The following is a 13,368-nucleotide window of genomic DNA, read 5'->3' on the forward strand; positions in this document are numbered from 1 at the left end:
AGCCGACCGATGTCGTGCGTTCCGGCTGGTGGGAACGACATCTGTCGGCGCCCGCCGGCTCAACCCCGAGCCCGGCGGGCGATACCGTCGATCGCGTCCGCGAACAGCGCGAGGAGCTGCGGCGGCAGGTCGTGGCCCATCCCGGGCACGAGCAGCAGTTCCGCACCGGGAATGGCGGCGGCCGTGTCCCGCCCGCACTCCGGTGGGACGAGCGGGTCCTCCTCGCCGTGGATGACGAGCGCGGGCACCGCGACGCCCTTCAGCTTCGGGCGGCGATCCGCGGCGGCCACGATCGCCTCGTGGTGGCGGACGAGCCCGGCCGGGTGGTGGGCGCGCCGGTAGTCGCCGGCGAACTGCTCTCGCAACGACCGCTCGTCGGCCGGGTAGGCAGGGGACTGCGTCCGCCGGGCGTTCGCCACCGAGTGGTCGAGGAAGACCTCCAGGTCCTCGCCGGGGTCCGGAGGTGCGGTCAGGAACGCGGCCACCAGTTCCGGTGGCGTACCGGGAAGCTCCGGGTTCGCCGTCGTCGACATGATCGACGTGAGCGACAGGACCCGGTCCGGGTGGTCGGTGGCGAGGAGCTGGGCGACCATGCCTCCCATGGACACGCCGACTACGTGCGCCGCGGGTACCTCCACCGCGTCCAGCAGTCCGGCCGCGTCGGCTGCCATGTCTCCCAGCCCGTACGCGGAGTCCACCCTCTCCGACAGCCCCACGTCGCGGGCGTCGTACGTGACGACGCGGAAACCCTTGTCCACCAACAGGTCCAGGAGCCCCTGCGGCCACAGGGTCAGCTGTCCTCCCGCCCCCATGACGAGCAGCACCACCTCACCGCCGGCGGGGCCCTGGATCTCGTACTCGAACGTCATTCCACTGACATCAGCGCGCGGCATCGAAGTCCTTGAGTCGTAACGGAAGTAGATCAGCCGTAGAGCTGCGCCGGGTCGCCGGCGAGCGCGGCCTTGACGAAGCGGCTGGGGTCGTCGGCGAGCACCTCGATCAGGTCGTCCCGCACGCCGTCGAGGCTCGCCCGCGCGACGTCCGCCGGGGCGATCTTGGGCGCGTCGCTGCCGGCCATCATGTCGGTGTCGGCCGCGCCCAGGTGCACGCCCTGGACGAGGACCTTCCTGCCGGCGAGCTCGACGCGCACGCCGTTGGTCATGTTCCACTCGGCGGCCTTGGCCACCGAGTACGACCCCGAACCCTGGGGCGTGGCGGCCCAGGACAGCACCGACAGCAGGTTCACGATCGCTCCCCCGCCCGCGGTCAGCGCCGGGACGAAGGCGCGGATGACGCGCAACGTGCCGAAGAGGTGCGTCTCCAGGTCCCGCCTGACCTCGGCCAGGTCACCGGTCAGCAGGCCCGCGCCGGTCGCGATGCCTGCGTTGTTCACCAGCAGCGTGACGTCCGGTGCCGCGGCGGCGGCCGCCTCGATCGACCTCTCGTCCAGCAGGTCGAGGTGCAGCGGCGTGACCCTCGGGTCGGTGACCTCGACCAGCTCCGGGCGCCGGGCCGCGGCGTAGACCCGGGAGGCACCGCGGGCCAGCAGCTCGTCGACGAAAGCGCGCCCGATGCCGCGGTTGGCCCCGGTGACCAGCGCGGTGGAACCAGCGACGTCCATTCTCATTCCCTTCCTCGGACGGGAGGGCGTTCCCTCCCGCTCTGCGTCGCCTACGCTAAAACTTGACGTTGACGTCAAGGGCAAGCCGCGGAGACGAGGAGCACAGTGCGGATCGGAGAACTGGCCGAGCAGGTCAACGTGAGCACGCGCGCCCTGCGGTACTACGAGGAACAGGGCCTGCTGCAGTCCGAACGGACCGCCAGCGGCCAGCGCGTCTACCCGCAGTCGGCGGTGGACCGCGTGCGGCTCATCCAGGAGCTGTACACCGCCGGGCTCAGCAGCCGCCTCATCGTCACGCTGCTGCCGGCCATCGACGCCCGCCGCATCGGCCCCGACCTGCTCGACCGCCTGACCACCGAGCGCGCCAACCTCGACGCGAAGCTCGCCGAACTCCAGGCCGCGGGCCGCAGGCTCGACCTGCTGATCGAGCTCGCCACCCACCCGGACGCGGCGTCGTGCCCGTCCTCGCTGGAGCAGGCGGTCACCACGTCCGTCTGATGTGGACGGTGTGGCTCAGCCCGCCTCGGCTGCCCGGTAGGCGCCGGGGGTCTGGCCCGTCGTGCGGGCGAACGTGTCCACGAACGCGCTCGTCGTCGCCCAGCCGCAGCGGTGCGCCGTCTCGGTGACGGTGGCGCCGCCGCTGAGCTCGATCATCGCCTGGAACACCCGGACCCCGGTGCGCCACTGCGGATACGTGGTACCGAACTCGGAGCGGAACAGCCGGGCCAGGTGGCGGTCGCTGGTGCCGGTGCGCGCGGCGAGCCACGTGATCGTGCGCGGCCGGCTCAGGTCGTCGGTGACCAACCGGCAGGCGTCCACGAGTCGCGGGTCGCGGGCGGCCGGCAGCGTCAGCGGTGCCAGGTCGGCGCGGCGGACCCGGTCGCGGATCACCGCGCGCAGGCGGCGGGCCTCCGGTTCGGGCAGGCCGGGTTCGGTGCAGGCCATCAGCAGTTCGCGCAGCAGGCCCGGCACCGCGATCATCGTGGGCCGGTCGCCGGGGAACAGGGCCTCGCCAGGCGGGAAGCGGAACAGGTGCACCAGGGCGTGGCCGTAGACGCGGTGCTCGTGCCACGTCTGGGCCGGGGTCCAGATCGCCCTCTGCGCGCTGGCGACCCACGTGCCGTGCTCGGTGGTCGTCGCGAAGATGCCGTTGCTGACGTAGAGCAGCTGGTGCTCACCGTCATGCCGGTGCGCCTCGATGACGGAGCCAGCGCCTACCTCATGGCGGTATTGCGACACGAGAGGGCAGTTTATCGGAAGTCTTCCGGCCTCGGATCGATCATCGTGGACGGCATGGCAAGGTTCTTCGCCGACACCCGGCCGCTGTCGATCCCCGCGTACCGGCGGGTCTTCCTCGGACAGGGCACCGCGGTCGTCGGCATGATGATCACCGCGGTGACGGTGCCGGTGCAGCTCTACGAACTGACGCGGTCGTCACTGGCCGTGGGACTCAGCGGCGTCGTGGGACTGATACCGGTCGTGGTGTTCGGCCTCTACGGCGGCGCGGTCGCGGACGCGGTCGACCGGCGCAAGCTCGTCCTGGTCTCGTCCGCGGTCTCGTGGGTCGTGACGCTCGCGCTGCTCACGCAGAGCATCGCGGACGTGCGCTCGCCGGTGCTGATCCTCGGGCTGGTCGCCGTGCAGTCCGGCAGCTTCGCGGTGTCGGCGTCGGGACGGGGTGCGATCCTGCCGTTGCTGGTGCCGGCCGAACTGGTGCCGGCCGCGAACGCGTTGAGCTACACGGTGTCCACGCTGAGCCAGGTGCTCGGCCCGCTGCTGGCGGGTGTCCTGGTGCAGCTGCCAGGAGGGTTCGCCTACGCCTACGCCACCGACGCCGTGCTGTTCACCGCCTCGCTCTATGCCACAGCAAGACTACCCTCGTTCGCCGTGGCGGACCGCATCGGACGCCCCGGCCTGAAGTCCATTGTGGAGGGTCTGAGGTTCCTGGGCGGCAACCCGGTGCTGATGATGTCGTTCGCCGTCGACATCGCCGCGATGGTGCTGGCGACGCCGGAGGCGTTGTTCCCGCAGGCCGCCGCGACCCGGTTCGACGGCGGTGTGGGCCCGCTCTACTCGGCGATCGCGGCCGGGTCGATCCTGGCGGGGCTGCTGAGCGGCTGGATCGGCGGCGTGCGCAGGCAGGGCGTCGCGCTGACGCTCGCCGTGGTGGTGTGGTCGGCCGCCGTCGCCGTCGCCGGGTTCGCCCACAGCCTCTGGGTGGCCGTGGGCCTGCTGGTCGTCGCGGGCGCGGCGGACTTCGTCAGCGCGGTCTACCGCCAGGCGATCCTGCAGACCTTCGTGCCGGACCGGCTGCGAGGGCGCCTGCAGGGCGTGTTCACCGTCGTGGTCAACGGAGGCCCGCGCCTGGGCGACCTGCGCGCCGGTTTCATGGCGGCGGCCACGACCTTCACGCTGGCGTGGTCCGGCGCCGCGCTGCTCTGCATCGCGGTCGTCCTCGTCGCCGCGGTGTGCGTGCGGCCGTTCTGGCGCTACGACACCCGCGAGCACCAACTCGCGGAGTCGAGCGCCTGACCGGTCAGCCGTGCTCCGCCAGCGCGCGCTCGGACGCGGCCTTCACGTGCGAGAGCATTTCCCGTGCCGCGACAACGGGATCACCCGCGGCCAGCGCGTCCAGGATGCGCTGGTGCTCGTCCGCGGCCTGACCGGCGTGCGCGTGCCCGGCCTTCATGAACAACCGGAACCGCTGCACGTGCCCGCTGAGCGCGTGGAAGGCGCTTTCGAGGAACGGGTTGTCGGCCTGCGCCGCGATCAGGCTGTGGAACCGGGCGTCCGAGCTCCAGTACAGGCGGAACGCGTCGGAGTCGGTGTCGGCGCTCGCCCCGGACCCGGCCAGCTCGTCGATGGTGACGGCGAGCTCGGCCAGGAACTCCGGCGTGCGCCGCAGCGCGCTCTCGGCCGCGATGGCCGGCTCGATCAGCTCGCGGGCGGCGGCGAGCTTCGTCATCTCGCGCTTGGTGAACACGGGCGCCACGAAGTAGCCGCGCAGGGCCTCTCGCTGCACGAGTCCGGAGTGCTCCAGGCGCGCGAGCGCTTCCCGCAGGGGTGTCTGGCTGACCTCGAGCTCACGGCTGATCGCGCCGATGTTGAGCGGTTCGCCCGGCTTGCGCGTCCCGTCCATCAACTGCGTCAGCAGCACCTCGTACATCCGGTCTGCCAACGGGACCTTGGCCAAGGATCCACCCCCATCGCCTCGTCGACGGCTCGTGGCGTGCCGTCCCGCACGACACCGACAGGTTACATCGGTGTCACATATTTACTATACTATCTGCCGCAATCGTACGTTCTACGGGCCCGTACCACGCGAAATCAGGCCTCCAGATCGGCGGCGACGGCAGCGGCGGTGGCCAGCAACGCCGTGTCCGTCCCGCGCGACGAGAACAGCTGCACTCCCCACGGATTCGGTCCGCCGTGCGCACCCGGCAGCGAGATCGCCGGTGCGCCGATCAGGTTCTGCAGTCGTGTGTTGCGCATGAGCATGCGCCTCACGTCCGGCCGCACCGCGGCTTCGACGCTCGGCGCGGCCACGGGAATGGTCGCGTTCACCAGGGCGTCGTAGGGCGCGGCGAGCGCCGACACCTCCTCCCGCACCCGGTCCACCTCCTGCAGGGCGGCTTCGTACTGCGCACGTGTGACGCGGGAACCGTCGTCGAGCCGTTCGCGCACATCGGCTCCGATGAGCTCCGGCGTCTTCTCGAACCGCTCCTTGTTCACGCGGTAGGCCTCGTAGGCCATGATCGTCGTGGACACGTCCATGACGTCGAACCCGGCCGGCGCCGTCACGGACTCGACCTCCCAGCCGCGGTCCGACAGCGCGTCCAGGGTGGCGCGCAGGGCTTTCGCGATCGCGGGGTCCACCTCCAGGCCGGGATCCTCGAACGCGGCGAGCCTGCGTCCGGCGGCCCGCCCGTCGAGGAAACCGTTGCCCGCGAACACGCTCATCACGATCCGCAGGTCCTCCACCGAGGCGCCGAGGAAGCCGAGGTGGTCGAGCGTCGGGGCGGTCGGGTGGACACCGCCGGTCGGCAGCAGGCCGTAACTCGGCTTGAAGCCGTGGATCCCGCACAGTGACGCGGGTGCCCGGATCGACCCTCCCGTGTCGGAACCGAAGGCGATGGGCGAGAGGCCCGCCGCCACGGCCGCCGCGGAACCACTGCTGGAACCGCCGGGGATGATCCCCGGATAGCGCGGGTTGCGCGCGCCCCCGTCGAAGTCGTTCAGGCCGGAGGGGCCGTACGCCAGCTCGTGCATCCTGGTCGTGCCCAGGACGATCCCGCCGGCCGCGAGCAGCCGCGCGATGATCGGCGAGTCCTCCTCCGGGACGATGTCGACGGCCCGGGAGCCGGCCGACATCCTCCGCCCGCGGATGCCGATGATGTCCTTGACGGCGAACGGGATGCCGTCGACGGCCGAGAGAGGACCGCCCGCGCGGCGCCGCCCGTCGCTCTCCTCCGCCTGCCTGCGCGCGTCGGCGGCGAAGACCTCCACGAACGCGCTGACCGACTCGGCCGTCGCGTCGATCTCACGCAGGTAGTGGTCCACCAGGCCGACCGCCGTGCACCGGCCGTCCGCGAGTCCGTCGCGCAGTTCCCGCACGGTGTGCGCCGCCGCTCCGCCCCGCGAGTGAGTAAAAGTAGTCACAACAGGAAAGTACTACAGCGTTTGACTGAATGCTATAGTATTGCCTCATGGCAGACATCGAGCACATCCGCGCCGGAGTCAGGGCGAGCCTGCCCGAGCTGGCGGACTTCGCCGACCAGGACCTCGCGGCCAGAGTCGTGGAGGCGTGGGCGCTTTCCCTGAGCCAGACCGAGTTCGAGTCCATTGAGGACATGCCGGGGTCGGCCAACCCGGACTCCCCCGCGCTGCGCGACGGAACGCAGGCCACGCACGTCCGGGGAGTCGGGCTGCTGACCGTCGCCCTGGGCGAGGAACTGCAGCGGGTGCTCGGTCCGCTCGGCCTCGACCGCGACACGCTCTACGCCGCGGGAGTCCTGCACGACCTCGGCAAGCCGTTCGAGAACAGCCCTGCCAACCAGGCGCGGTGGAAGAAGGATCCCGGCAGGGCGGGCTTCCCCGCGATCCGCCACTCCGTCTACGGAGTCCACATCGCACTGACGGTGGGACTGCCCGAAGAGCTCGCGCACGTCTGCGGCACACATTCGGGGGAAGGCGAACTCGTTTACCGCAGCACCCTGAACAGCATCGTGCACCATGCCGACCACGCCTTCTGGGCGGCGGCCGAGAAGGGCGGGCTCCTCGACATGGACCCCGCCGACCGGTGGGCGAAGAAGGGCTGAGCCCCTTTCGCTCCCCGGCCCACGACCACCTCGCACAGGAACAGTCACAGAGGAGAAGAACCGGCATGATCAAGGAAATCCCCAACTCCGGCATCGCCCCGCTCGAGGTCCCGCTCACCCACGTGGTGCGCGCCGGCGACTACGTCTACCTGTCCGGCCAGATCGCGGTCAGGGCGGACGGCTCGCTGGTCACCAACGACTTCCCGGCCGAGACGCGGGCGGTGCTGGACAACATCAAGGCGGGCGTCGAGTCGGCGGGCGGCACGCTCGCGGACGTGTGCAAGACGACCGTGTTCCTGTTGAACGCCACGCTGTTCGACCCGATGAACGTCGTCTACCGCGAGTACTTCTCGAAGCCGTTCCCGGCGCGTTCGACGATCGTCGCGCCACTGTCCAACCCGGACCTGCGGATCGAGATCGAGGCTGTCGCGTACATCCCCGAGAACCGCTGATCGTGGCGCACGAGGAAAACAGCACCACGCCGCGGCACCGCACGGTCCACGCGAGCGGCCTGCGCTGGCACGTCGTCGAGGCGGGCAGCGGGCCGGTCGTCGTGCTCGTCGCCGGCTTCCCGCAGAACCTCCACGCCTGGCGGCACGTGATCCCGCTGCTGGCGCGGGACTGGCACGTCGTCGCCGTCGACCTGCCCGGTCTCGGCGACTCGGAGGTGCCGCAGGACGGGTTCGACACGTGGACGACGGCCGAGCGCCTGCACGACCTGCTCGCGGAGCTCGGTCACGAGCGCTATCTGCTCGTGGGGCACGACATCGGGTCGTGGGTGAGCTACCCGTTCGCCCACCGGTACCCCGAGTCGCTGACCGGCGTCGTGTTCGTCGACGGCAACATCGCCGGGCTCTCGCTGCCCGAGGTGGTGCCGGTCGGCCCGGACGGCTGGCGCAGCTGGCACTTCCTGTTCAACGCGATCCCGGACCTCCCGGAGGCCCTGGTCGCGGGCCGCGAACGGATCCTCATCGAGTGGTTCTTCGCCAGGAAGACCGCGAGCTGGCGCGAGACGTTCACGGCGGAGGACATCTCGGAGTACGAACGCACGCTGGCCGCTCCCGGTGGTCTGCGCGGAAGTCTCGGGTACTACCGCGCGGTCAAGGAGAACACCGAGCGCAACAAGGAGTTGCGCGAGGCGCTGATCCAGGTGCCGGTGCTGGCCATCGGCGGTGAGCTCGGTTCCGCGCCGGCGCTGTTCGACGACATGCGCCCGCTCGGCACCGACGTCAGCGGCACGACCATTCGCGGCACCGGTCACTACGTACCGGAGGAGAAACCCCGCGAGCTGGTCGACGAGATCACGTCGTTCGCGGAGCGGCTGTCCCGCTGACACGGAGGAACGGAGCGCGAGATGGGCCGGAACCGAGTGCTGGTCACGACGTCGTGGCTGGCTGAGGAAGATCATGTGCACCGCATGCTCACCGGCGCCGGACACGACGTCGTGTTCGGGCGGCCGGCCGATCTCGCGCACCGGGGGTGGTCGCTCGCGGACGTCGTGAAGGACGCCGACGCGATCATCGCCGGTGTCGAACCGTGCGACGCGCGTGTCCTGAACACCGCGTCACGGCTGAAGGTCGTGGCCCGCACCGGCGTCGGCCACGACAACGTCGACGTGGCGACGGCGACCGCGCTCGGCGTCGCGGTCTGCGCGACGCCGGGCGTGAACCGCCTGTCGGTGGCCGAGTTCACCATCGCCGCACTCCTCAACCTGGTGCGCCACGTCCCGGAACTGGGCGCCGCGGTGCAGCGCGGGGAGTGGCCGCAGGCGGGCGGGCGGGAGCTGCACGGCAAGACGCTCGGGGTGATCGGCCTGGGAACGATCGGCCGCAGCGTCGCGGAACTCGCGCGGGCGTTCGGCATGACGGTGCTCGCGCACGACCCCCACGTCGGCTCGGCGCTCGCCGGGGTGCCGCTCGTCGAGCTGCCGGAACTGCTCGCACGCGCCGATGCCGTGACGGTGCACGTCTTCCTCGACGACAGCACACGCCATCTGATCAACGCCCGCGCCTTGTCCCTGATGAAGCCGGGAGCCGTGCTCGTCAACGCCGCCCGCGGCGGTGTCGTCGACGAGTCCGCCCTGGTCGGCGCCCTGCATTCCGGCGCGCTCGCCGGCGCCGCGCTCGACACCTTCGAACACGAACCGCTGCCCGCGGACAGCCCGTTGCGCGGTGTCGCGAACCTCCTTCTCACCCCGCACGTCGCCGGAGCCACGGTGGAGGGCCGTCTCCGTTCGGGGACGTCGGCGGCGGAGTCCGTCCTCGCGGCGCTCTCCGGCGAGATCCCCCCGGCCGCCGTCAACGGCCGCGCGATCGCGCACCACGCTCGTCTGAAGGCGCGAAACGCCGCGCCACCAACAGAAACAGCCCGACCGTCGAGATAGGACAAACGACTGTGTCAGACCGATCCATTGTCATGATGAGCGGGTTGGCGACGCGCAAAGCGTTCGACGACCACCTGTTCGCCGCGTTCACCGAGCGCACCGGGGTCGGGGTCGTCCCCGTCTACGACCCCACCGTCCAGCTGCTGCGGCGCCTCGACGCCGGTGAGCACTTCGACGTGATGATCGCGGCCACCCCGTCGTTCGACGCCCTGATCGCGAGCGGTGTCGTCGCCGCAGGACCCCGGCCGATCGTGCGCACCGGGATCGGGCTCGCCGTCGCGCGCGGCGCGGACCACCCGGCGATCGACACGACGGACGACCTCGTGAAGACGCTGAGCACCGCCCGTTCGGTCGCGTACTCGCGGACGGGTCAGAGCGGCATCTACTTCGTGGACCTGGTGAAGCGCCTCGGTCTCGGGGAGGTCGTGCTGCCGAGGGCCACCGTGTTGGAGAAGGGTTTCACGGCGACCGCGCTGGAGAGCGGCGAGGCCGATCTCGCCGTGCAGCAGCTCAGCGAGCTCCTCTACGTGGACGGCGCCGACATCGTCGGCCCCCTGCCGGAGGACGTGCAGAAGTGGACCGAGTTCTCGGCGGGCACCGCCGCGTTCTCGGCGGGCAACCCCGACGTGGCGGCGTTCGTCGAGTTCATCAGCGGTCCCGAGGCGGCACGGGCGTACCGCCTCACCGCTCTCGAGCCCGTGTCCTGAGGGCACCGCGATGACGAACCTGCGGTTCGCCGCGAACCTCAAGTGGCTCTTCACCGAACTGCCGTTCGTGGAGCGGTTCGACGCCGCCGCCCGAGCCGGTTTCGCCGCCGTCGAGTACGCGTCCCCCTACGAGTACGAGGCACGGCGGCTGCGGGCGCTGCTCGACGACGCCGGGCTCGAGCAGATCCTCATCAACACCCCGATGGGTCCGGCGGGATCCCCGACCAGGTCCGGGTACGCGTGCTTTCCCGACCTGGCCGGGGAGTACCGCGACGGCGTGCTCCACGGGCTGGAGTACGCCACCGTCCTGGGCGCGAGGTTCCTGCACGTGGTCGGCGGCATCGTGCCGGAGGGGGTGAGCGCCGAACGCGCCTTCGCGCGGTACGTGGCCAACATCGCCTGGGCCGCGGAACAGGCCAGGGGCACCGGCGTCTGGCTGCTGCTCGAAGCGCAGAACAAGCGCGACGCGCCCGGCTTCGTGCTGCGGTCGCAGGCGCACGCCGCCGCGGTCGTCGAGGCCGTCGGCGACGACGTCGTCGGGCAGTTGATGGACTTCTACCACGTCCAGATCGACGAAGGTGACCTCGTGCGCACCTTCGAGACGCACTACGACACGACCCTGCACCTGCAGATCGCCGACGTGCCGGGGCGTCACGAGCCCGGCACCGGGGAGATCGCCTACGCCACCCTGTTCCGCGCCGTCGAGGCCTCCGGGTACGACGGGTGGATCGGGTGCGAGTACCAGCCCGCCACCGGCACCACGGACGGGCTCACCTGGATGAAGGAGCTCGCGGGATGAGCACCACCCCGAAGATCGCACTGATCAGTGCCGTGGCGGCGGCCGTCGCGCCCGCGGAGGCGGCACTGCGCGACGCGCTGCCCGGCGCCGTCGTGTGGAACGTCCTCGACGACCGGCTCCTCGCCGACGCGGACGATCGCGGCGGCCTGGACGACGCCCTGCGCCGCCGCATGGAGCGGCTCATCGAGCACGCCCTGGCGGAGGAGGCGAACGGCGTGCTGCTCACCTGCTCGCTGTACGGCCCCGTCGCACAGGCGACCCGTGCCGGTGTACCGGTGCTGGCGCCCGACGAGGCCGCCTTCGCCGACATCGCCGCGGCGGGCTGGGCGTCGGTGCTCGTGCTCGCCTCGTTCGACGCGGCGCGGGACGACTCCGTGCGGCGCCTGGAAACGGCGCTGCGGGAGGCGGGGGTGAGCACCCGCGTCGCCGGTCTCTCCGCGCCCGCCGCGATGGACGCGGTCAAGGCCGGTGACCACGCCGCCCTGGTGACGGCGCTCGCGGACGCGTGCGCGGTGCGGCCCGCCGGCGTCGAGGCCGTCCTCCTCGCCCAGTACTCCCTCGCTCCCGCGGGCGACGCGCTGCAGGAGGCCGTGGGGCTTCCGGTCGTCTCCGGTCCGAAGAGCGCGGCGGCCGCCCTGCGCCGGCTCGTGCCCGGCGGGGCCGAGCGATGATCGGTGTCATCGCCGACGACGTCACGGGCGCCACGGACGTCGCCGTGGCGTTCCGCCGCGGCGGGATGCGGTGCGGCGTCTACTTCGGCACCCCCGATCCGTCCACTGTGGAGTCCGGCCTGGACGTCGTCGTGATCGCACTCAAGTCCCGGACCGTTCCCGCGCGCGACGCGGTGGCGTGGTCGCTCGGCGCCGCCACCGCGTTGCGGACCATCGGCGCACGGCAGCTCTACTTCAAGTACTGCTCGACTTTCGACTCCACCGAGCACGGGAACATCGGGCCGGTCCTCGACGCCCTCGCCGGCCTGGTCCAGGCCGGCACGGTGGTGACGACACCGGCGACTCCCGAGCACGGGCGCACGACGTTCAACGGCCATCTGTTCGTGAACGGCGATCTGCTGTCCGAGTCGTCCATGCGCCACCACCCGCTCACGCCGATGCGCGACTCGGCGCTGACCCGGCTCATGGACGCGCAGTCCGGACGCCGCAGCGCCGTTGTGAGCCACGAGGTCGTGAGCCGCGGCCCGGAGGCGATCCGGAAGCACCTGCACGGCACCAGGTACCTGTTCCCCGACGCCGCAACCGAAAGCGATCTGCTGTCGATCGCGCAGGCCGTTCTGGACGAGCCTCTCGTCGCCGGCGCCGCCGGGCTCGCGGGAGCGATCGCACGCGCGCGAACCCCGGACCACGCGGCACGCCCTGCCGCGAACGAGAGCGCACCGAGCGGCCGTGCCGTCGTCCTGGCGGGAAGCTGTTCCCGGCGCACGCTGGAACAGGTCGGCCGGATGCTGGAGGCGGACCGCCCCGCGCACCGCCTGGACGCGCTCGCGTCGGACGACCCGGAGGTGCTCGCGCGGCGCGCACTCGGTTGGTACGACGCGCTTCCGCCCGGCCCGGCACCGTTGATCTACTCGTCGTTGCCTCCCGCCGAGCTCCGCGAGGTGCAGGACGCGCTCGGCGTCGAGCGTTCGGCGGAGATCCTCGAAGCGGCCGTCGGCAGGGTGGCGGGAGGACTGCGCGAACGCGGGGTCACCCGATTCGTCGCCGCCGGCGGTGAGACGTCGGGTTCGGTCGTCGCCGCCCTCGGTGTCCGCGGAGGAATCGTCGGATCGGAGGCAGCCAGGGGTGTGCCGTGGATCCACACGGACCAGAAGCTCGACGTGCTGCTCAAGTCGGGCAACTTCGGCGAGCCCGACCTCCTGCTCACCGCCTCGGACGACAGCCCGTGACGGCCGCCGAGGACATCGTCGGCACGGCTCGCTCGCTCTTCGGCCGAGGCCTGACCCACGGCCGCACGGGGAACATCTCCGTGCGGACCGCGGACGGCATCCTCGTCACCCCCACCGGGTCGAGCCTCGGCACCGTGCAAGCGGCCGACCTGTCGCTCGTCGACGAACGCGGTGCGCACCTGTCCGGCCCGACACCGTCGAAGGAGGCGTTCCTGCACGCCGCCGTCCTGCGCGCCCGCCCGAGCGCGCAGGCCGTCGTGCACACGCATTCCTCTTACAGCGCGGCGATCTCCTGCCTGCGCGGCCTCGACCCCGACAACGTCCTGCCCCCGCTCACCGCGTACTACGCGATGCGCGTGGGTCGCCTTCCCCTTCTCCCGTACCACGCTCCCGGTGACGCGAGCCTGGAGTCCCTCGCCGAGGCGACGGCGGCCACCCGGCACGCGATGCTCCTGAGCAACCACGGCCCGGTCGTCGCCGGAGCGGACCTCACCGCCGCCGTGGACGCCCTCGAAGAACTGGAGGAGACGGCGAAGCTCTTCCTCCTGCTGCGCGGACTGCCGACCGCTCCCCTGACCGAGGAGCAGGCCGCCGCGCTCGCCTGACCGCCTGCACATGCCACCATCCGGCGGTCCTCATC

The 13,368-nt window shown here is 71.5% G+C and carries 16 protein-coding genes; 11 read left to right on the forward strand and 5 right to left on the reverse strand.

The features are described 5' to 3' along the window. Positions 1–59 precede the first annotated feature (59 nt). Both ACFWN2_RS23080 and ACFWN2_RS23085 read right to left on the reverse strand, forming a co-directional pair. Positions 60–893, reverse strand: a complete 834-nt coding sequence (locus ACFWN2_RS23080) for an alpha/beta fold hydrolase (RefSeq protein ID WP_382430425.1) — start codon at positions 891–893, stop codon at positions 60–62. A gap of 29 nt (positions 894–922) precedes the next feature. Further along, complete coding sequence (locus ACFWN2_RS23085; protein WP_382430427.1) at positions 923–1,621, reverse strand: SDR family oxidoreductase; 699 nt, start codon at positions 1,619–1,621, stop codon at positions 923–925. Positions 1,622–1,726: 105 nt separating this feature from the next. On the opposite strand from ACFWN2_RS23085, the gene ACFWN2_RS23090 reads away from it, so the two are divergent. Further along, complete coding sequence (locus ACFWN2_RS23090) at positions 1,727–2,119, forward strand: MerR family transcriptional regulator (protein ID WP_382430429.1); 393 nt, start codon at positions 1,727–1,729, stop codon at positions 2,117–2,119. Positions 2,120–2,134: 15 nt separating this feature from the next. Here ACFWN2_RS23090 and ACFWN2_RS23095 read toward each other — a convergent pair whose 3' ends face one another. Continuing rightward, complete coding sequence (locus ACFWN2_RS23095) at positions 2,135–2,860, reverse strand: AraC family transcriptional regulator (protein ID WP_382430431.1); 726 nt, start codon at positions 2,858–2,860, stop codon at positions 2,135–2,137. Positions 2,861–2,914: 54 nt separating this feature from the next. Here ACFWN2_RS23095 and ACFWN2_RS23100 point away from each other — a divergent pair, with 54 nt between their 5' ends. After that, positions 2,915–4,153: an MFS transporter gene (locus ACFWN2_RS23100; protein WP_382430433.1), complete on the forward strand. Its 1,239-nt coding sequence runs from the start codon at positions 2,915–2,917 to the stop codon at positions 4,151–4,153. 4 nt (positions 4,154–4,157) lie between these two features. Here the strand turns inward: ACFWN2_RS23100 and ACFWN2_RS23105 are convergent, their stop codons facing one another. Together ACFWN2_RS23105 and ACFWN2_RS23110 are read right to left on the reverse strand one after the other, a co-directional pair. Then, positions 4,158–4,814, reverse strand: coding sequence for a GntR family transcriptional regulator (locus ACFWN2_RS23105; RefSeq protein WP_382430435.1), 657 nt, complete (start codon positions 4,812–4,814; stop codon positions 4,158–4,160). A 134-nt stretch (positions 4,815–4,948) separates the two neighbouring features. Continuing rightward, complete coding sequence (locus ACFWN2_RS23110; protein ID WP_382430437.1) at positions 4,949–6,280, reverse strand: amidase; 1,332 nt, start codon at positions 6,278–6,280, stop codon at positions 4,949–4,951. A gap of 47 nt (positions 6,281–6,327) precedes the next feature. Here ACFWN2_RS23110 and ACFWN2_RS23115 point away from each other — a divergent pair, with 47 nt between their 5' ends. The 9 genes from ACFWN2_RS23115 (at position 6,328) to otnC (ending at position 13,333) form a co-directional block, all read left to right on the forward strand. Then, positions 6,328–6,939, forward strand: coding sequence for an HD domain-containing protein (locus tag ACFWN2_RS23115; RefSeq protein ID WP_382430439.1), 612 nt, complete (start codon positions 6,328–6,330; stop codon positions 6,937–6,939). A 65-nt stretch (positions 6,940–7,004) separates the two neighbouring features. Then, positions 7,005–7,391: a RidA family protein gene (locus tag ACFWN2_RS23120; protein WP_382430441.1), complete on the forward strand. Its 387-nt coding sequence runs from the start codon at positions 7,005–7,007 to the stop codon at positions 7,389–7,391. A gap of 2 nt (positions 7,392–7,393) precedes the next feature. After that, a complete protein-coding gene (locus ACFWN2_RS23125; protein WP_382430443.1) occupies positions 7,394–8,272 on the forward strand; it encodes an alpha/beta fold hydrolase in 879 nt (292 codons plus the stop codon). A 21-nt stretch (positions 8,273–8,293) separates the two neighbouring features. Then, entirely contained in the window at positions 8,294–9,322 is a 1,029-nt protein-coding gene (locus tag ACFWN2_RS23130; protein ID WP_382430445.1) for a phosphoglycerate dehydrogenase, read from the forward strand. 44 nt (positions 9,323–9,366) lie between these two features. Beyond that, a complete protein-coding gene (locus tag ACFWN2_RS23135; protein ID WP_382430447.1) occupies positions 9,367–10,029 on the forward strand; it encodes a substrate-binding domain-containing protein in 663 nt (220 codons plus the stop codon). A gap of 10 nt (positions 10,030–10,039) precedes the next feature. Further along, positions 10,040–10,828 carry a hydroxypyruvate isomerase family protein gene (locus ACFWN2_RS23140; RefSeq protein WP_382430449.1) on the forward strand — a complete coding sequence of 263 codons (789 nt, stop codon included), beginning with the start codon at positions 10,040–10,042 and terminating at the stop codon, positions 10,826–10,828. Then, entirely contained in the window at positions 10,825–11,499 is a 675-nt protein-coding gene (locus ACFWN2_RS23145; RefSeq protein ID WP_382430451.1) for a hypothetical protein, read from the forward strand. Before ACFWN2_RS23140 ends, ACFWN2_RS23145 begins: the two co-directional genes overlap by 4 nt. Further along, positions 11,496–12,728, forward strand: a complete 1,233-nt coding sequence (gene otnK, locus ACFWN2_RS23150; RefSeq protein ID WP_382430453.1) for a 3-oxo-tetronate kinase — start codon at positions 11,496–11,498, stop codon at positions 12,726–12,728. The genes ACFWN2_RS23145 and otnK overlap by 4 nt, the downstream gene beginning before the upstream one ends. Next, positions 12,725–13,333: a 3-oxo-tetronate 4-phosphate decarboxylase gene (otnC, locus tag ACFWN2_RS23155; RefSeq protein ID WP_382430455.1), complete on the forward strand. Its 609-nt coding sequence runs from the start codon at positions 12,725–12,727 to the stop codon at positions 13,331–13,333. The genes otnK and otnC overlap by 4 nt, the downstream gene beginning before the upstream one ends. The last annotated feature ends 35 nt before the right edge of the window (positions 13,334–13,368 follow it).

The organism is Lentzea sp. NPDC058436, assembly GCF_042721515.1.
Lineage (GTDB): Bacteria > Actinomycetota > Actinomycetes > Mycobacteriales > Pseudonocardiaceae > Lentzea.